The organism is Candidatus Accumulibacter sp. ACC003 (assembly GCF_907163085.1).
Taxonomy (GTDB): Bacteria; Pseudomonadota; Gammaproteobacteria; order Burkholderiales; family Rhodocyclaceae; genus Accumulibacter.
Genome location: NZ_CAJQTX010000009.1, coordinates 429,337 through 447,786 on the forward strand (window position 1 = coordinate 429,337; position 18,450 = coordinate 447,786).

Sequence of the window (18,450 nt, forward strand, 5' to 3'; positions counted from 1 at the left end):
CGTCTGCTCCTCCTTGCACTCCTAGCGAAGCTTGGTTTATGCCATAAGAAAATCATGGCCGTCAAAATAAAGTGCCACGTGCAATTCCGGAATTCTACCTACATTCCCGGCCGGGATCAGGAAATCTGCAGTTAGCGATCGAGGACGACCGGCAGCAGGCCACGCAAGGCGTTGCCGACGTACAAGGCCGACGCCTGCCACAAATCGTCGCACCGCAGCACCTGCTCGACCGCCTGCCCGGACTCGAGCAGTGTTCGCCGCAGGACACCGGGCAACAGACCGCAGGCCAGCGGCGGCGTCAGCAGGACGCCATCGCGTTCGACGAAGACGTTGCTGCGCGCGCCTTCGCAGACGTCGCCGCGGCTATTGCAGAAGATTGCGTCGAACACCGCCGGCTGCGTGGCCAGCGCTGCCAGGGCACGATCATAGCGTGCGCGGGCGGTGGTCTTGTGGCGCAGGAGATAATCGTCGACCGGCAGCGCCTCGGCGGCCAGAACAACACGCCACGCTTGCGCCGGCTCGTCGGGCAATGGCGACGCACGCAGGCGACACCTTCCATCGTGCGCCAGCGTCAGACGCACACGAAAGACGCCGCGCGGCCGACTTGCCGCCGCCGCCGCCAGCGCCGACGATAGCGCCGCCAGCGCACACGCGAAACCCAGACTGCGCGCCGACGCCTGCAGGCGCTCCAGATGCAGCGCCAACAGAGGATACTCGCCGTCCTCCAGGCGCAGCGTCTCGAACAGCTCGAAGCCCGGGTCAAAAGCGGTCAGAAAGCTCGCTTTGAGCAGGCACTCCGCATACTCGCGTGCCGGCTCGGCGTCGATCACGATGCCACTGCCGACAGCAAGCTTCGCGCGCGCGCCCGGGCCAACTTCGACGGTGCGAATGGCGACACTGAAACGACAATCACCGCCCGGCGCCAGCCAACCCAGAGCGCCGGTATACAGGCCGCGTGCAGCCCCCTCGATTTCATTGATGCGCTGCATGGCGCGAATCTTCGGTGCACCGGTAATCGAACCGCAGGGAAACAAGGCGGCAAACAGCTCGGCCAGGCTCACCCCCGGCAAGTCCGCGGCAACCGTCGAAACCATCTGCCACAGCGTCGGGTAAGCCTCTGCTTGACACAGCGCTTCGACGCGCACCTTGCCGGGTCGAGCCAGGCGCCCGAGGTCGTTGCGCAGCAGATCGACGATCATCACGTTCTCCGCACGTTCCTTTGCCGAGGAAAGCAAGGCGGCACGGTTCGCACGATCTTCGTCGGGGTTTGTGCCGCGCGGCGCGGTTCCTTTCATGGGTCGCACGACGACGCGCTGACCCGAACGTTCAAAAAATAACTCCGGCGAAAACGAAAGGTTCGTTTCCTCGCTGGTGCACAGGAAGCCGCCGTAGCGAACCGGCTGTCTTTCGCGCAGGCGTGCATAGAGCGCCAGCGGGTGTCCGTAGAGGCGGAAGGTCAGGGGAAAAGTGAGGTTGATCTGGTAACAGTCGCCGGCGGTGATCAGGCGATGGATGTTCCTGACCTGCGCCACGTAGCGCCGTTCGTCGACGGCCGACGACAGCTCGGCAATTCCAGCCTGCCGCTGATACTCGGGCAAGCCGGCCAGTTGTTCGGCAAGAAAAGCGGCCAGCGCTGGCGCATCCAGGCGCCGCCCCTCGGCAAAAACCCAGGCACGCAACACTGGCCGGCTGCCGGCGGCCGGCGTCAGCGTCCGCTCGAAGCTCGCACCAAGCTCGTAGTCGGCCGCCATAGCGACCCAGTGGCCAGCGGCCAATTCGCCTTCCACGGCCTCGAAAAGGACCCCGGGATCGGCTGCTTCTTCGAGCACCAACGACCGGCGACAAGCGGTCAGCAGCAGCGCACTGCCAGCGTCACCGTCGAAAAGCGCGAACGGCACAGCCGCAGACATCAACAGTGGCTTGGCAACGGCCGCGATCGTTGCCTGGTCACGATGACGGCCATGCGTGCTGGCACCGCAACCTGAATTACTTTCGTTTGAGGTGGAACTCGAAGACGTCGCTCACCTCGATGCTGGACAGCAACTCGTTGCCGGTCTGTTTGGCAAAGGCCTGAAAATCCTTTACCGAACCCCGGTCGGTCGCCAGCACGTGCAGCACTTCGCCAGGCGACATTTCCGACAGCGCCTTCTTGGTGCGCAGGATCGGCAGCGGGCAATTGAGCCCTTTGACGTCGAGTTCTCGGTCGAAATGCATGAGGATGTGGTCCACAACAAAAATGAGACCGTATTCTAACGAATAAGGATAGATCGTGCGAAGCCACGATCTGATCCGTTTGTTGGACGAGCCCGGGCCGGAGCGCTGGGCGCCCCCTCTGCAAATATCTTTTTTGGATTTACCCCGCAGGCATGAATGCCGAAGGGCGGGGAGCGGGCCGTCGCCGCGCGCTGCGGCACCGTCAGCGAAGATCGCGCAAATCCGGCCGTTTTGGCGTCCCGGCCACTGAACTCCGGGCGACCCCGTCACTCAGCTTGGGGAAACTGAAGTCCCAAAGGCGGCCGGACAGCGCTGTGAAGGCGGCTTACACGATCAGGCAGCGATCGCGACGAGCGGTGGAGCAGCGACGACGGCGGGCAATGTTGATCGAATACGCGTCCGGACGATTGACATCACGGAGCCACAGCACGAGCAAAGCATCGCTGGCCGCTCCTTGCGCGGCGGCGTGAAGCGGCTGGGATCGAACTTCAGCAAGCGGTGCAGCAAGCTGATCAGGCGCTTGCAATTGGCGTGCAGGAAGCCGAAATTGCGGGCGCGGCGAAAGCCCTTGGGTAGCACGTGCTGGAGGATCAGCCAGAGGAAATCGGCGCCGGCTAGCGAGCGCTTTTCCGACTTGCCGGTTTTGGCGTTGCGATAGCGGAAGCTCACCCGGCCATTCTCGCAGGCGAGGATGTCCTGTTCACGGATGACGCCGCGGTAGAGATAACGACCGAGGTAGATCAAGGCCTTGTCGCCGCTGCCCACCGATTTGCAGTGCGCTACCCATTCCCGCGGATAGGACGCCGGCAGGCAAATGCCGGCCGCCTCGATCGCCGCCAGCATTTTTGCCCGGAAGACCTTGGCCATCGCCTTCTCGTTGAACAGGTAGGTGCCGTTCTTGCCGCGCCGCTTGCGTCGCCAGCGCTGCTTCGCGGCATCGATCGCTGCCGCGGGGACGACGAGATGGACATGCGGGTGGAAGTCGAGCCGACGCGAGTGCGTGTGCAGGACCGCGATGGCGCCGGGCGTGCCCTGCAACTGCCGGTCGTTCTGACTGAAGCGGTGCACCGTTTCCCAGGCACAGCGCATCAAGCCATCGAAGACGACGTCGGCGTGCGCCGCAGCGAGCCCGCGCAATTCGGCCGGCAGCGTGAAGGTCAGCAGAAAGTAGTCGGCCGGGACGAGGCGCTCTATCTGACGTTCCAGCCATTGCTGGCTCTCGTGGTGCTGGCAGTGCGGGCAAAGGCGATGGCCGCAGGAATGCGGAACGAGTTTTTGCTGATCGCAGCCTTCGCACTGGAGCTGCATCATCGGGCTGGCCGGGCCGCGGCAATCGCGCATCGCCGAGAGTGCCCGAAGCTGATCGAAGCTCAGGCGGTGGCGAAATTGCGTCATGAAGTCCGCTTCGAATTCGGCAATGACAGAGCCGAGGCGGATCATCGCGGCGTCCCCTTGCTCAGACAAAAGCGGTCCATCAGCGCGTTGATGCGGTCGATGGCGTGATGCCGGGTTTGATCCGTCAGATGGGTGTAGCGAACCGTCGTGAGAATCGAGTGATGGCCGAGAATGCTCTGCACCTCGGTGAGCTCGACGCCCGCCTCGATCAGGTGCGTGGCATAGGCGTGACGCAAACTGTGCGGCGAAATGTTTTTTTTAGTCCGCAGGATTCGACCACCGCCCGCAGTGCCTTCTGAACACCGCCGCGATCGAGCGGTGTCCTGGCGCTGCTCGCACCCGGCAAGCCGCCGCGGCGATTGGGAAACAGCAGAACGGGATTACGGTGGCGCTGCCAGAAACAACGCAGGAGTCGATAGGTGGCCGTCGGCAGCGGCACCAGGCGATCCTTGTTGCCCTTGGCATCGCGGATATGCACACGCCCGCGCGCGCCGTCGATGTCGGCGACCGTCAGCCGCAACCCTTCGCCCAGGCGCAGGCCGAGACTGTAGAGGGTGAAGAAGAAGACGCGGTAACTGAGCACCTGCGTGGCCAGAAAAATCCGCTCGGTCTCCTCGACCGTGACGATGTCCGGGAGGCGCTGTGAACGCGGCGGCTTGATCAGACCGGGCGCCACCCAGGGTTTCTTCAGCACGTGCTCGTAGTAGAACTTGAGACCGTACAGATCGAGCTTGAGCGAACTCCAGGAGTGCGTCTCACGCAGGTCGGCGAAGTAATCCAACAGGTCGGCCTCGCTCAGATCGTCGATCTGATGAGCGAAGTAATCTCCCACCCGGCGGACCGCGCGCGAATACGCGTCGATCGTCTTCGGCTGCAAGCCCTTGAGCTTCAGGTGCTTCTGGTGCAGCTCGTAGTTCGTGTCAAAAATCGTCGTTGCGACAGCGGACATCTCTTCCATCAACGGTGTCCGGCTTGAATTTTGGCCGAAGCAGGTAATCCACCACAAGGCGGCGTCGCAGTCGTGTTATACGCGGATAATTTGAGTATTTAATAGAAAAGCGGCAGGTTCGAAATCGACGTGCTCTATGGCGCGGATATTGAGGCGGCAAAAATATTTTTAAAATAATGCGAAAAACACTTGACAAAGGTTTGGCAAAATGCTCGCAATTTTGGCTGTATAAACAACAGCTTATTGGAGTGTCTTGTGGATACCGAACGATTAACTGCGGTCATGGATAGCCTCATGAACCAAACCGTCTTGGGTGAATTGTTGGCGCCGATGGCTCGTGCCTTGGCGCAGGTGCGCGGTACCGACGCGGTATCGCGAGTGTTGAGCATGGCGGATTTTATCGGCCTGGGGGTGCTGCGCCACCTGCAGGGCATGCGCACCCTGCGCGAGCAGGTGCAGTCGCTGCTGCATTGCGAGCCGGGGACGGCGCAGCGCGTCCCGCTGGCACGTTCCACCTGGTCGGACGCGCTGTCCTCGCGCCGCCGCCGCACGGTCTTGGAGGCGGCGATGCCGCCGTTGCTCACCGAGGCCCGGGCCGCGCTGCCGGATCGCCTGGCGCAATTCCCAGCCCTGCAAGGACGGCCGGTGTATGCAATGGATGGGACCTATCAGAGCGAAAGCGCCCACTACGGGCGGTGTACGCCCCGCCAGGGCGGGACGGACAATCCCAAGGGGCACGCGCTGTTGAGCTTCTACGACGTGCGCCTGGGTTGCCCCACCGACGTGCACGTCGACACCCGCAGTCGCCACGAAATCACTCTGTTGCGCGACTATGACCAATCCGCGCAGGCCATGACCCGTGACAAGGGCGCGCTGTGGCTGGTCGACCGCGCTTTCATCGACGCGACGTTTTGGGATGACCGGAAAAAGAGCTTGGGCGTGACCATGATCACGCGCATGAAAAGCAGCCTGTGCGTCGAGTCCACCGAGCCCTTAAAGATCGAGGATGTCCCGGCCAACGACGGGGTGCTCAACGATCTGCGCATCACCTTGCTCAGTTCCCGCCAACACTGGCGCCTGATCACCTTCCGCAGCCGACGAGGACATCTCGTGGAGTTTCTGACCAACGAGTTCGACCTCGCGCCCGGCGTCATCGCCTTCCTCTACTCCCGCCGCTGGGAGGAGGAGAAATGTTTCGACACATGGAAGAACGACTTCAGCCTCGCCAAGGCATGGGGCGCCAGTGTGGCGGCCATCGAGAATCAGGTCCGCCTGGCCGTTGTCACCAGCCTCTTGGTGGCCCTGCTGGTGCACTACAGAATGGGGCAGCACGGAATCGTGGACGAGAAGGCTTTGCGCAAGCAGGACCGGCGCCAGACCTCGGCGACCGACGGGACCGATCGCCCCGACTGGACTGCCCCGGTATTCCGCTACACCTCCAAGGTGAGCCGCCAAGTCCTGCGGTTTTTTAAGCACTGTTTTCACAAACCCGCCTCGCAGGCGCTCTACGAGGCCCAGTTGCGGCCATTGTTGTTGGCATACCTATGAGGCAGCCGGACACCGTTGCTCTTCCATCTTGCGGTAACCTCGCATTCGTCATGAACGTCCCTCGGATGAGGGGCGAGGTCACATCTTGAGTCAACGCGACGACAGCACCGGGGTTTCCTCCGCGTAGCGGCTTCGTCCAACCATTCTGAGAACGCTAGCTGCCGCTCTTCTTTTTCTCCTTCTCTTCGTCCATCTGCCGCTTGCGCAATTCACGGAGCCGCGCGTCCACCTGCGACTGTTCGAAGAAATTGCCGTCACCGGCCTGTTGAGCGTACTGCAGTTGTTCGACAGCAGGGGCCAACTGCCCGAGCAGCAGATACGACTCAGCCTGCGCACGGTGCTGTTGCAAGCGCTTACCGAGCGCTGCGAAGGTCTTGGCTTGCAGAGCGTAGAGCTTGTAATCCGAGCTGTACAGCTGCAGCTGCGAGTCGATGAAGCGCAAACCCTCCTGGTATTGCCGGCCGTCAAGGAGCGCTTCGGCGTAGCCGTAAACCAGGGCTTTGGACTGCGGATAGCGCTGCAGCGCATTGCGGTAGATCGTCAGCGCGCCCGCCCGATCACCACCAGCGGCCCTGATCTCGGCGGCCAGGCCGGCAATCATCGGCGACGACGGCTTCAGAGCCAGCAGCGCGTCGATCTCCTTTTGTGCAGCCGCGGCGTCTTTGGCGCGCAGCAGCGCGTACGCCAGACCGTAACGAGTAGCCGCCTCGGAGGCCGTCTTCTTTTCCCGTAGCTGCCTGCGAAACTCACTGATCTTTTCGCCGGGCGTGCCTGCTTGTGCCCGCAGCTTGGCGCGCACCAGGTGAAAGTCGAGACTATCGGCGACTTGTCGATAAGGGGCGCTCTGGGCGCGGCTCTCCATGTCCGACATCCGCTCGACGGTCAGCGGGTGCGAGCGCATATAGACTGGCGCGTTGTTCTCGTACAGGCGCCCTGCCTGCTGCAGGCGCCCGAAAAAATCGCCCATCCCGTGTACGTCGTAGCCGGCTTTGCTCATCGTCTGAAACCCGACGCGGTCGGCCTCGCGCTCGAAATCGCGGCTGTAGGCCAATTGTGCCTGAATCGACCCGGCCTGTGCCGAGGCGATCGCCGCACTCGCTACCTGCGAGTTGGAACGGGCAGCCAGAACGCCTACCGCCATGGTGATCATCGTCGCGATCGAGCTCTGTTTCTCCCTGGCGATCTGCCGGGCCAGGTGACTCTGCGTCACATGCGAGATCTCGTGAGCCAACACGCCGGCCAGTTCGGACTCCGATTGCGCGGTAAGCAGCGTCCCGGTGTTTACCCCGATGAAGCCGCCGAACATCGCAAAAGCATTGATGGCATTGTCGCGAATCACGAAGAACCGAAAGTCACCCGCCGGGTTCGAACTGGCGGCCACCAGTCGCCCACCGAGAAGATTGACGTAGTCCGTAACGTCCGGATCGTCGACATAGCTGCTCTCGTGCAGGCGGATGTCATTGAAGATGCGCTGCCCGATCTGATACTCGAGTTGCGGCGAGAAATCGGCGCGCGCGGCGTCACCGAGTTCAGGCAATTCGTCGGCGAGAAGCGACGAAGAACTGCCTAGGGAAACAGCGATCGCCAAAGAGACAGCTGCACAAGTGACTCTAATCAAGGGAACCTCCGGCACGCGTCGGCAAGAGCCTGGGAAAGATGCGGTATGATAGCCAATCGCCGCTTGGCGAAGTGTTACGAAGCGTCACCAGACACCATCGACCGGCCTTGCGGTGCCTTCCGGCCAGCGCAGCAAACACCACTTTCACCGTAAGCAATGCCCGCGAATCCACTCACTCATTTTAATGCTCAGGGCCAGGCGCAGATGGTCGGCGTCGGCGGAAAAGCCGAAACCGAGCGGCAGGCTCGAGCGACCGGCAGCATCGTGATGCGGCCAGAAACGCTGGCCCTGATCGTGGCCGGCTCGGCGAAGAAGGGCGATGTCCTCGGCGTCGCGAGGATCGCCGCGATCCAGGGCGCCAAACGCACCTCCGAGCTGATCCCCCTGTGTCACGCCATCGCGCTGACCCGCGTTTCCATAGACTTCGAGATCGACGCGCCGGCCAACGCCGTGCACTGCGTCGCCACTGCCGAGTGCTTCGGTCGCACCGGCGTCGAGATGGAAGCGCTATGCGCGGCGAGCATCGGATTGCTGACCATTTACGACATGTGCAAGGCCATTGATCGTGGCATGCGCATCGACGGCGTGCGACTGCTCGAAAAGAAAGGCGGCAAATCAGGACACTGGACGGCAAGCTGAAGCAAAGTCGGCGCCTCGGCTGCGGACCACCAGCGCTGCGCGCCACGTCGTCTTCACCGCCGCGCGACAAAAAAAAAACCCGCCGGAGGCGGGTCCCTATTGCACACCTAAAAAAATCAGGCGCGCGCGATATTCGATGCTTGCTTGCCCTTGGGGCCTTGCGTCACGTCGAAGGAAACTTTCTCGCCCTCTTTGAGGGTCTTGAATCCACCCATGGTGATAGCGGAGAAATGGGCGAAGAGATCTTCACTACCATCGTCCGGAGTAATGAAGCCAAAGCCTTTAGCGTCATTGAACCACTTAACTGTACCAGTTGCCATATTGCCACTTCCTTGAAAAAAGACTGAACCCGGGCGGTGCCCGACATGCATGCTCCCATTTCGACGCTGACCGTGCCGGAAGTCCAAACATGCAGAACCACCAGACAGCGCGTCGAACAGAAACATTTGACCTTTTTACGCCAGTAGAGGCGGATGCGTCAAGCGTTTTCAGCATTTGCTGTTCGCCGACCTCCATCGCGGCGCCAGAAATTGGCCGACAGCGGTATTGCGCATCCCGAAAGACTGGTTAGAATTCACATCATGGCAACACAGAATCAGGACAACTCCCTACTGCAAGCGCAACGCACGCAGCTCAAACCACCGCCGCTCTACAAAATTCTGTTGTTGAACGACGATTTCACCCCGATGGATTTCGTTATCGTCGTTCTACAAAGGTTTTTTGGGCTCGATCGAGAACACGCGACGCGCATCATGCTCAAAGTTCACACCGATGGCCGGGGGGTGTGTGGAATCTATCCGCGCGATGTCGCGGCGACGAAAGTTGAACAGGTCACAGCCTTCGCACGAAGCAACCAGCATCCCCTGGCGTGCGTCATGGAGGAAAACTGAATGATTGCCCAGGAACTAGAAGTAAGCTTGCATATGGCATTTGTCGAAGCGCGGCAGAAGCGCCATGAGTTCATCACCGTCGAGCACCTGCTGCTGGCACTGCTCGACAATCCCTCGGCGGCCGAGGCCATGCGCGCCTGTGGCGCAAGTATCGAGCAGTTGCGCAAGGACCTGATCCGCTTCATTGGCGAACACACGCCAACGGTCGCCGGTGACGATGAAATCGATACGCAACCGACGCTCGGTTTCCAACGCGTGATCCAGCGTGCCATTCTGCACGTCCAGTCGTCGGGACGAAAAGAAGTCAACGGTGCCAACGTCCTGGTCGCGATCTTCGGCGAGAAGGATTCGCACGCTGTCTACTACCTGCAAAAGCAGGGGATCACACGCCTCGATGTTGTCAATTTCATTTCGCACGGGATCAGCAAGATCCCGCAGAGCGCACCACGAGGCGAGCCGGAAGTCGAGGCAGAAGTCGACCAGCAGAGTGCCGCCGGACCACTCGATAACTACACCATCAATCTCAACGCACTGGCCCTGCAGGGCAAGATCGACCCACTGATCGGTCGCGACCGGGAGCTAGAGCGGGTCATCCAGACGCTCTGCCGCAGACGCAAGAACAACCCCTTGCTGGTTGGCGAAGCCGGCGTCGGCAAGACGGCGATTGCCGAAGGACTGGCGCGGCGGATCGTCGAGTGCGACATCCCGGAGATCCTCGCCAAAGCCAACGTGTACTGCCTGGACATGGGCTCGCTGCTGGCCGGCACCAAGTATCGTGGCGATTTCGAACAGCGCCTGAAAGGCGTCCTCAAGCAGCTCAGCGAAAATCCCGAGGCGATCCTGTTCATCGACGAGATTCACACGCTGATTGGCGCCGGCTCGGCGTCTGGCGGCACGCTTGACGCGTCTAACCTCCTCAAACCGGCGCTGTCTTCGGGCCAGTTGAAATGTATCGGCGCGACGACCTACACCGAATACCGCGGCATCTTCGAGAAGGACCACGCGCTGTCTCGGCGATTCCAGAAGATCGACGTGAACGAGCCGTCGAGCGCCGAGGCCGTCGAAATCCTCAAGGGGCTCAAATCGCGCTTCGAGGCGCACCACGGCATCAAGTACTCGGCGGCGGCATTGAGCTCGGCGGTCGAACTGTCGGTGCGCTTCATTACCGACCGCCACCTGCCCGACAAGGCCATCGACGTCATCGACGAGGCGGGCGCCGCGCAGCGGATCCTGCCCAAGTCCAGGCAGAAGAAGCTGATCGGCAAAATTGACATCGAAGAGATCGTCGCCAAGATCGCGCGCATCCCGTCCGCACATGTATCATCGGACGACCGGAACAACCTGCGAAATCTCGACCGCGATCTGAAAGCCGTCGTGTTTGGTCAAAACGCCGCCATCGACGCACTCGCCAGGGCGATCAAGATGGCCCGCTCGGGTCTTGGCAACCCGAGCAAGCCAATCGGCAGCTTCCTTTTCTCGGGCCCCACCGGCGTTGGCAAAACCGAAGTCGCCAAGCAACTGGCTTACTGTCTCGGCAACGAGCTGATGCGCTTCGACATGTCCGAGTACATGGAACGGCACGCGGTGTCGCGTCTGATCGGAGCGCCGCCCGGCTACGTCGGCTTCGACCAGGGTGGCCTGCTGACCGAGGCAGTCACCAAGAAGCCGTACAGCGTACTGCTCCTCGACGAAATCGAAAAAGCTCATCCAGACATCTACAACATTCTGCTGCAGGTCATGGATCACGGCACGCTGACCGACAACAATGGCCGCAAGGCCGACTTCCGGAACGTGATCATCATCATGACCACCAATGCTGGGCAGGAAGCGATCCAGAAAGCGACCATGGGCTTCACGCCGACCCGTCAGGCCGGCGACGAAATGGTCGAGATCAAGCGGATCTTCACACCCGAGTTTCGCAACCGGCTCGACGCGACGATCTCGTTCAAGTCGCTTGACCACGAAGTCATCATGCGGGTAGTAGACAAATTCCTGATGCAACTCGAAGCGCAACTGCATGAAAAGAAGGTCGAGGCGGTATTCACCACGGCGCTGAAGGACCATCTCGGGACGCACGGTTTTGACCCGATGATGGGTGCGCGTCCGATGGCGCGACTGATTCAGGACACCATCCGCGCCGCGCTGGCCGACGAGTTGCTGTTCGGCCGGCTGGCCCACGGCGGGCACGTGATCGTCGACCTCGACGATCAGCAAAAGGTCAAGCTGGTCTTCGCCGAGGAACCAGAGGCCGTCACCTGAAGGATTCCCCGGCTCAGGTCACTGCCATCAGGCAGGGCCCCAACTGCCGCCATCTGAAAACCGAGCACACGAGGTAAAGACCATGAGTTTCAAGACTGCCGACCTTCTCGACAACAACGAAAGCGCACTCCGTGATGGCCGTGTCGAGGTCGTCGCGCCGATCTTTCAGAGTTATGGCGGGCGGCCGTCGTTCAGTGGCCGCATTGCCACGCTGAAGCTCTTCGAGGACAACTCGCTGGTCCGCGAGGCGCTCGGCGAAGCGGGCGCAGGCAAGGTGTTGGTTATCGATGGTGGCGGGTCGCTGCGTTGCGCGCTGGTCGGCGACCAATTGGCGATCCTCGCGCACAAGAACGGCTGGGAAGGAATCATTGTCTACGGATGCATCCGCGATTCCGAGGACATCAGCGCCATCGACATCGGCATTCGCGCGCTCAATACGCAGCCGCTGAAGAGCGTCAAGAAGGGTATCGGCGAACGCGATCTGGCGCTGCGCTTCGGTAGTGTAAGCTTCAAGCCCGACGAGTGGCTCTATGCGGATCGCGACGGGGTAATCGTCAGCCAGAAGGCCTTGAGCTGAAAGCAGACCAACCCCGGGCGCCAATGAGCCTCGACTGGCGCGCAGAACGACCCCAGCACGCGCCAAGCATTGCACGAGACACCAGCAGACGGCGCAGCATCGGACCAAGCGGCGCTGGAGAACCCGGACTCTGCCCGGCCGGCCCGCAGTATTCGAGAACCGGTGTCATCTATACATACGCTGGAGCCAATACGAATTGACCAGATTCCTGACAGCGAAGATACTTCGCGCTTGCTGCTGTGAAGTTGCCAAAATCGGAGACAAGTCGTGAGCGCTGCCATTGACCTGCTCAAAGCAATCCGGACGGGCCGCCTGCAAGAGGTTCGGGCGTTGCTGGATTCCGGAACGCCGGTTGAGATCCACGACGGCCGCGGCGACCCGGGCTTGCCGCTGGGCGTTGCATGCTTCATGGGGTACGTCGAAATAGTCCGCGAGTTGGTCGGCCGTGGCGCCAAAGTCAATTTCCCGGACAACACGCAGCCCACTTCGCCCTTGTCGATGGCCGTTCGTGGCCGCCGCACCGAGGTCGTCAAGGCCCTCGTCGAAATGGGCGCCGACGTGCCGGTCGGGATGAAGACCGGGCTGACCGACCAGGAAATGATGATTGCTCGCTGGCGCGGGCGGCACTACGGAGCCAGCGCCAGCAAACCTGAGCACAGCGAAGACCATCCCGTTTTCGAGGAGATCGAAATGGTCCGCTGCTACGGCACCGACACTTCCGTTCTCGATGCCGACCTGATCCGGGCGGCACGCGACATGGACAAAAAATAGCTGCTCTCAGCGGGCAAGAAGAACTCCACCGAACAACTTCGTCGTCGCCGACGCCAGGCACGACCAGGGAAATCGCCCCTAACGGTCATGACAGGTCGAGATACCCCAGATCATGAAAGTCATGACCCTTTCCCTCTTCCCCTGGCCCTTCTCCCGCAAGGGGAGACGGGAGTTTCGTGAGTCGCGTACGCGACTTTCACATTAAAGACGTCTCGGAGCCTCGCGGCTGAGCGACGCGACAAGGGTCCGCTTCGCTGCCGCTGCAATCCGGCGTGACCAGGGCGCGAGCGTACCGCCCGACATGCCATTGCCAAGTATCATGACGGCCATGAGCGATCCCGCAGAAAGACCGCCGAGCACCGTCGCGCCGTTCAAACCGCGCTGTCTGTCGATCGACCTCGAGGTCGGCGTGCAAACGCGGCGGATCCACAAGCTGGCAGCGGTACGCGGCGATACCGGCGAGACCTGGCGCTTCGACGGCGGTGATCTGGCTGGCGCGCTGCACCGGCTGGACGCACTGGCCGATGGCTGTAGCTTCCTCCTCGGACACAATCTGATCGAATTCGACCGTCCGCATCTGCTGGCGGCAATGCCCGGGCTGCGGCTGCTGGCGCTGCCGGCGGTCGATACGCTGTGGCTCAACCCGCTGGCTTTTCCGCGCCATCCCTACCACCATCTGGTCAAGCATTATCAGGACGGCGGGCTCAGACGCGGGCAGCTCAACGACCCGCTGCTCGACGCGCAGCTGGCGCTCGAGGTATTTCATGACCAGTACCAGGCCTTACTGCAGGTCAACGGTGCAGCGCCGGAATTGCTCGTCGCCTGGCATTGGCTGACGACGCTGGACCAGCGCGTCCCGGGGCTGAACAGTTTTTTCAGCACGCTGCGGCGGCGACTCCGCCCGCACGCCGCCGAGGCACGCTTGGCGATGGCGCTGTGCGTCGACGGTCGCGGCTGCCCGACGCAGGCGCAGAAGATACTCGACGAGGCGGCGCAGAACGGCTGGTCACTGGCCTACGCGCTGGCCTGGCTGTCGGTCGCCGGCGGCAACTCGGTAATGCCGCCGTGGGTACGCCACCAGTTTCCCCTGGCCGCGCAGCTGCTTCGGCAGCTCCGCGACCAGGCCTGCGGGAATCATGATTGCCCGTGGTGCAGCGAACATCACGACGCCACCAGGGCGCTGCAGCGCTGGTTCGGCTTTAGCACTTTCCGTCCCGAGCCGGCGGCGGCCGACGGCCGGCCGCTGCAACAGAGCATCGTCGAGGCGGCGCTGCGCGGCGAACACGTGCTCGGCATCCTGCCGACCGGCACCGGCAAGTCGCTGTGCTACCAGATTCCGGCCCTGGCGCACTACGAGAACCGCGGCGCCTTGACCGTCGTCATCTCGCCGCTGGTGGCTTTGATGGCCGACCAGGTCGCCGGCCTGCGCGCGCGTGGCGTCGACAGCGGTGTGGCGATCAACGGCCTGCTGTCGATGCCCGAACGCGCCGACGCACTCGACCGCGTGCGTTTGGGCGACGTCAGCATACTGATCGTCTCACCCGAACAGCTGCGCAACCGGGCGCTGCGCAAGGTCCTCGGGCAGCGTGAAATCGGCGGCTGGGTGCTTGACGAGGCGCACTGCCTGTCGAAATGGGGACACGCTTTTCGCCCGGATTATCGCTACGTCGGACGCTTCATCCGCGAAAAAGCCGCTGACGGCCCGCTGCCGCCGCTGTTGTGCCTGACGGCGACGGCGAAGCCCGAGGTGATCGCCGACATCGTCGGCCATTTTGCCGAGAAACTCGGCGTCGAGTTGCACTGCTTCGATGGCGGCAGCAGTCGCAGCAACCTCGATTTCGCGGTGCTACCGACGACGCCGGCCGAGAAGTTCGCGCACATTCACCAGTTGATCGCCGCCGAGCTACCCGACGACGGCCCGGGCGGCGCGATCGTCTATTGTGCGACGCGCCAGAGCAGCGAGGAAGTCGCCAACTTCCTGGTGCACAAGCAACTGGCGGCGGCCCACTTTCACGCCAGATTGCCGCCAGAGAGCAAGAAGACCGTCCAGGAAGCGTTCATCCGCGGCGAGCTGCGGGTGATTGCCGCGACCAACGCCTTCGGCATGGGGATCGACAAACCCGACGTCCGCCTGGTGATCCACGCCGACATCCCGGGCTCGCTCGAAAGCTATCTGCAGGAAGCCGGCCGTGCCGGTCGCGACCAGGCGGCGGCGCGCTGCGTGCTGCTGTATACGCCCGAAGACGTCGAACGTCAGTTCGGCATGTCAGCCCGATCGCGGCTCAACCGCAAGGAGATCCAGGCCATCCTGCGGGCCTTGCGGCAACTCGACCGCAAAAAGCGCAAAGACGGCGAGGTCGTCGCGACGGCGGGCGAAATCCTCGCCGAAGACGAAGACGGTGGCTTCGAGCGCGATTCGGCGACCGACGACACGCGCGTGCGAACGGCGGTGTCCTGGCTCGAGGAAGCGCACCTGCTGACACGCGAGGAGAATCGGGTGCAGGTTTTTCCGTCGTCGCTGCGCGTCGCGTCGCTGGAACAGGCACGCCAAAAGTGTGCTCGCGCCGGGCTGCAGCCCGAATACCGGCGGCAGTTGCTGGCGGTGGTCGAAGCGCTGATTGGCGCAGCGCCCGATGAAGGGCTGTCGACCGACGAATTGATGGGCGTCTCCGGCCTCGGCTCGGAGAGGCTGCGCGCCGCCCTCTACGACCTCGAACGTCTGGGTATCGCCAGCAACGACACGGCGCTGACAGCGTACCTGCAGGTCGGCGTCGAGAACTCGTCGCGGCAACGCCATGAACGCGCCGCTCGTCTTGAAGTCGCGCTGATCGACCTGCTGCGCGAGCAGGCGCCCGACCTGGCGCGCGGCGAATCGTCGCTGCTGCATCTGCGGCGGCTCAGCCAGCGCCTGCGGGACGACGGCCACGACGGCGCGCTACCGGAACGCCTGCGGCAAGTTCTCGCCGGTCTGGCCGGCGACGGTCGCCACGAAGACGGCGGCGTCGGCAGTATCGTCACCCGCCGGATCGACGCCGAAACGCTGACCATCCGTCTGCAACGCGAGTGGTCGGCGCTGGCGCGCACCGCGCAGCTGCGCCGCAGCGCTGCGGCACGGCTGCTCGAACACCTGCTGGACTGTCTGCCAGGCGGCGTACGCGGCGCCGACCAGCTTGCCGAAACAACGCTCGGTCGCTTGCTGGCGGCGCTCGAAGACGATTTGATCCTGAAGTCGGAAGCGAAGGAGACGTCGAAGTTGCTTGACCGGGCGCTGCTCTGGCTGCACGAGCAAGAAGCGATTCGCCTGAACAAGGGGCTGGCCGTTTTCCGGCCGGCGATGAGCATCCACCTCGACGCCGACCGCAAGCGGCAATTTCAGCAACCCGACTTCGCGCCGCTCAAGCTGCACTACGACGAGCAGGTGGTGCAAATCCACGTGATGGCCGAATACGTCCAGCGCGGCCTGCAGGCGATGGCCGACGCCTTGCGACTGACGGTCGATTATTTCAAGCTGCCGCGTGACGAGTTCATGCAGCGCTGGCTACCCGAGCGCGAGCACGAACTGACGCGGCAAACGACGCCGCAGTCGTGGCGGCAGATTGTCGAAGCACTCGCCAATCCGGTGCAGCAAGCGATCGTCGCCGACGACCGCGAGAACTGCAACGTGCTGGTGCTCGCCGGCCCGGGGTCGGGCAAGACGCGGGTGCTGGTGCACCGCATTGCCTACCTCTTGCGGGCCCGTCGCGAAAACCCGCATGGAATTATCGCTTTGGCGTATAACCGGCACGCCGCGGCGGCTATCCGGCAGCGGCTGCAGGCCTTGATCGGCAAGGACGCCAGCGCGGTCAGCGTGCTCACCTGTGACGCCCTGGCGATGCGTCTGGTCGGCGCGAGTTTCGTCGGCCGCGAACAGGCTTTCGCCGGCGATGGCTTGGCCTTCGACGCCGCGCTGGAGAAAATTCGCCGCCAGGCGATCGAGCTCCTCAAGGGCGGCGGGCTGCCGCCCGAGCAGGCCGACGCGCAACGCGACCGGCTGCTCGCCGGCTTTCGCTGGATTCTGGTCGACGAGTACCAGGACATCGGACCGCAGCAGTACGAACTGATCGCCGCGCTGGCCGGGCGCAGCAGCAGCGACGAAGACAGCCGCCTGAATCTCTTCGCGGTCGGCGACGACGACCAGAACATCTACGCGTTCAACGGCGCATCGGTAGCCTTCATCCGCCGCTTCGAGACCGACTATGCGGCCAGGGCGGCACACCTGGTCGACAACTACCGGGCCAGCGCCCATCTGATCGAAGTCGCCAACCAACTCATCGCGCCGGCAGCTGACCGCCTGAAAGCGGCACACCCGATCCGCATCGCCCGCGGCCGCCGTAAAGCGCCAGCGGGTGGCGCATGGAGCAAGCTCGACCCGATCGGCAAGGGGCGGGTCCAGATCCTGCCGGTCGGCCGTGACGCGCGCACGCAGGCGCTGGCGGTGATCAACGAGCTGCAGCGCCTGGCCAGCTTGAGCACGGATTGGGACTGGGCGCGCTGCGCGGTGATCGGCCGCGAATGGAAGTGGCTACTAGCACTGCGCAGCGGCTGCCAACTGCTGGGCATCCCGGTACAGATGGCCAACGAGGAAACGACGCCGTTCTGGCGTCGGCGCGAAACACAGGCACTGCTCGACTGGCTGCACAGCGACGCCGGCGAGCTGATCGACGCGGCCCGGATTGCCGCCTGGCTAGAGCAGCGATCGGCCAGCCCGACGACGGCGATGCTCGCCGAGGCCGTCGCCGAATATGGCGCCGAGACCGGCGCCGCCGAACTGCCGCGGCAGCACTTCGTCGAATGGCTCGCCGAATGGGGCCGCGAGGCGCGGCGGCGGCAAAGCGGCCTGCTGCTGCTCACCGCGCACCGTGCCAAAGGGCTGGAGTTCGACCACGTGGCGGTGCTCGACGGCGGCTGGGGGGCGAGCAGCGACCGGCACGAGCGCCAGGACGATGCGGACGCCGAACGCCGCTTGTATTACGTGGCGATGACGCGCGCCCGGCTGACGCTGCTGCTGGCGCGTCTCGATGGCGGGCAAAGCCTGCTCGATGAACTGCCGGCGTCGCCGTCCTTGTTGCGTCGTCCAGCCAGCGCGCTGCCGCCGCCAGCCGCCGAATTCTCCTGGGTCTACCAGCCCTTGCATCCGGGCGAGGTCGATCTCGGCTTTGCCGGCCGCTTTGCTGCCCAACACCCGCTGCACGCGGCGCTCGCTGAACTGACACCTGGAGCACCGCTGCAGCTGCATTGGCAAGGCCGGCGCTGCTTGCTGCGCGATGCGCCGGGCAATCTGATCGGCCGCCTGGCTGCCAGCTACACGCCACCCCGGGGCCTATCGTGCATCGCCGCGCGCGTCGCCGCGGTGATCGTCCGCTACCGCCACGACGGCAAGCCCGAATACCTCGAACAAGCGCGCTGCGAGCGCTGGGAGGTGATCGTTCCGGAACTGGTCTTCGCGCCGGAAATACGTCAGGCATAGGCACGAAACATTTCGCGGTAGAGAATCCCCTCTCGCAATGCGGGACAAAAACGGCAAATAACTGTTTTGTCTGCTTAAAAAATA

The 18,450-nt window shown here is 63.2% G+C and carries 11 protein-coding genes and 2 pseudogenes; 7 read left to right on the forward strand and 6 right to left on the reverse strand.

The annotated features are described in order from the left end of the window. Positions 1 to 131: 131 nt before the first annotated feature. From pabB to QZ656_RS20415, 4 genes and pseudogenes are all read right to left on the reverse strand, one after another. Positions 132 to 1,910, reverse strand: coding sequence for an aminodeoxychorismate synthase component I (pabB, locus tag QZ656_RS20395; RefSeq protein WP_291995106.1), 1,779 nt, complete (start codon positions 1,908 to 1,910; stop codon positions 132 to 134). 76 nt (positions 1,911 to 1,986) lie between these two features. Continuing rightward, entirely contained in the window at positions 1,987 to 2,214 is a 228-nt protein-coding gene (locus QZ656_RS20400) for a sulfurtransferase TusA family protein (RefSeq protein WP_291995107.1), read from the reverse strand. Between the two features lie 325 nt (positions 2,215 to 2,539). Next, positions 2,540 to 3,654: pseudogene (locus QZ656_RS20405) on the reverse strand (transposase). Then, a pseudogene (locus tag QZ656_RS20415) lies at positions 3,651 to 4,567 on the reverse strand (site-specific integrase). Before QZ656_RS20415 ends, QZ656_RS20405 begins: the two co-directional pseudogenes overlap by 4 nt. 285 nt (positions 4,568 to 4,852) lie before the next feature. Between QZ656_RS20415 and QZ656_RS20420 the strand changes: the two are divergent. Then, positions 4,853 to 6,106, forward strand: coding sequence for an IS4 family transposase (locus QZ656_RS20420; protein ID WP_291991552.1), 1,254 nt, complete (start codon positions 4,853 to 4,855; stop codon positions 6,104 to 6,106). A gap of 154 nt (positions 6,107 to 6,260) precedes the next feature. Here QZ656_RS20420 and QZ656_RS20425 read toward each other — a convergent pair whose 3' ends face one another. Beyond that, on the reverse strand, positions 6,261 to 7,694 hold the full coding sequence (locus tag QZ656_RS20425) for a M48 family metalloprotease (RefSeq protein ID WP_291995109.1): 1,434 nt from the start codon (positions 7,692 to 7,694) through the stop codon (positions 6,261 to 6,263). A gap of 186 nt (positions 7,695 to 7,880) precedes the next feature. Between QZ656_RS20425 and moaC the strand changes: the two genes are divergently transcribed. Further along, positions 7,881 to 8,363 (forward strand): cyclic pyranopterin monophosphate synthase MoaC, encoded by a 483-nt coding sequence (gene moaC / locus QZ656_RS20430; RefSeq protein ID WP_291995110.1) that lies wholly within the window; start codon positions 7,881 to 7,883, stop codon positions 8,361 to 8,363. Between the two features lie 116 nt (positions 8,364 to 8,479). On the opposite strand, the gene QZ656_RS20435 is transcribed toward moaC, so the two are convergent. After that, entirely contained in the window at positions 8,480 to 8,683 is a 204-nt protein-coding gene (locus tag QZ656_RS20435; protein ID WP_042335273.1) for a cold-shock protein, read from the reverse strand. A 261-nt stretch (positions 8,684 to 8,944) separates the two neighbouring features. On the opposite strand from QZ656_RS20435, the gene clpS reads away from it, so the two are divergent. From clpS to QZ656_RS20460, 5 genes are all read left to right on the forward strand, one after another. Next, positions 8,945 to 9,253, forward strand: coding sequence for an ATP-dependent Clp protease adapter ClpS (gene clpS, locus QZ656_RS20440; protein WP_291995273.1), 309 nt, complete (start codon positions 8,945 to 8,947; stop codon positions 9,251 to 9,253). Then, positions 9,254 to 11,512, forward strand: a complete 2,259-nt coding sequence (gene clpA / locus QZ656_RS20445) for an ATP-dependent Clp protease ATP-binding subunit ClpA (RefSeq protein ID WP_291995111.1) — start codon at positions 9,254 to 9,256, stop codon at positions 11,510 to 11,512. A gap of 82 nt (positions 11,513 to 11,594) precedes the next feature. Continuing rightward, positions 11,595 to 12,089, forward strand: coding sequence for a ribonuclease E activity regulator RraA (gene rraA / locus QZ656_RS20450; protein ID WP_291995112.1), 495 nt, complete (start codon positions 11,595 to 11,597; stop codon positions 12,087 to 12,089). Positions 12,090 to 12,356: 267 nt separating this feature from the next. After that, positions 12,357 to 12,860, forward strand: coding sequence for an ankyrin repeat domain-containing protein (locus QZ656_RS20455; RefSeq protein ID WP_291995113.1), 504 nt, complete (start codon positions 12,357 to 12,359; stop codon positions 12,858 to 12,860). A gap of 328 nt (positions 12,861 to 13,188) precedes the next feature. After that, a complete protein-coding gene (locus QZ656_RS20460; protein ID WP_291995114.1) occupies positions 13,189 to 18,366 on the forward strand; it encodes a RecQ family ATP-dependent DNA helicase in 5,178 nt (1,725 codons plus the stop codon). The last annotated feature ends 84 nt before the right edge of the window (positions 18,367 to 18,450 follow it).

Bases quoted from the DNA above. Each gene is read 5' to 3' on its own strand.
- QZ656_RS20400 (WP_291995107.1), bottom strand. From the start codon at position 2,214: ATGCATTTCGACCGAGAACTCGACGTCAAAGGGCTCAATTGCCCGCTG.
- clpS (WP_291995273.1), top strand. From the start codon at position 8,945: ATGGCAACACAGAATCAGGACAACTCCCTACTGCAAGCGCAACGCACG.
- clpA (WP_291995111.1), top strand. From the start codon at position 9,254: ATGATTGCCCAGGAACTAGAAGTAAGCTTGCATATGGCATTTGTCGAA.
- rraA (WP_291995112.1), top strand. From the start codon at position 11,595: ATGAGTTTCAAGACTGCCGACCTTCTCGACAACAACGAAAGCGCACTC.
- moaC (WP_291995110.1), top strand. From the start codon at position 7,881: ATGCCCGCGAATCCACTCACTCATTTTAATGCTCAGGGCCAGGCGCAG.
- QZ656_RS20435 (WP_042335273.1), bottom strand. From the start codon at position 8,683: ATGGCAACTGGTACAGTTAAGTGGTTCAATGACGCTAAAGGCTTTGGC.
- QZ656_RS20460 (WP_291995114.1), top strand. From the start codon at position 13,189: ATGAGCGATCCCGCAGAAAGACCGCCGAGCACCGTCGCGCCGTTCAAA.
- pabB (WP_291995106.1), bottom strand. From the start codon at position 1,910: ATGTCTGCGGCTGTGCCGTTCGCGCTTTTCGACGGTGACGCTGGCAGT.
- QZ656_RS20420 (WP_291991552.1), top strand. From the start codon at position 4,853: ATGAACCAAACCGTCTTGGGTGAATTGTTGGCGCCGATGGCTCGTGCC.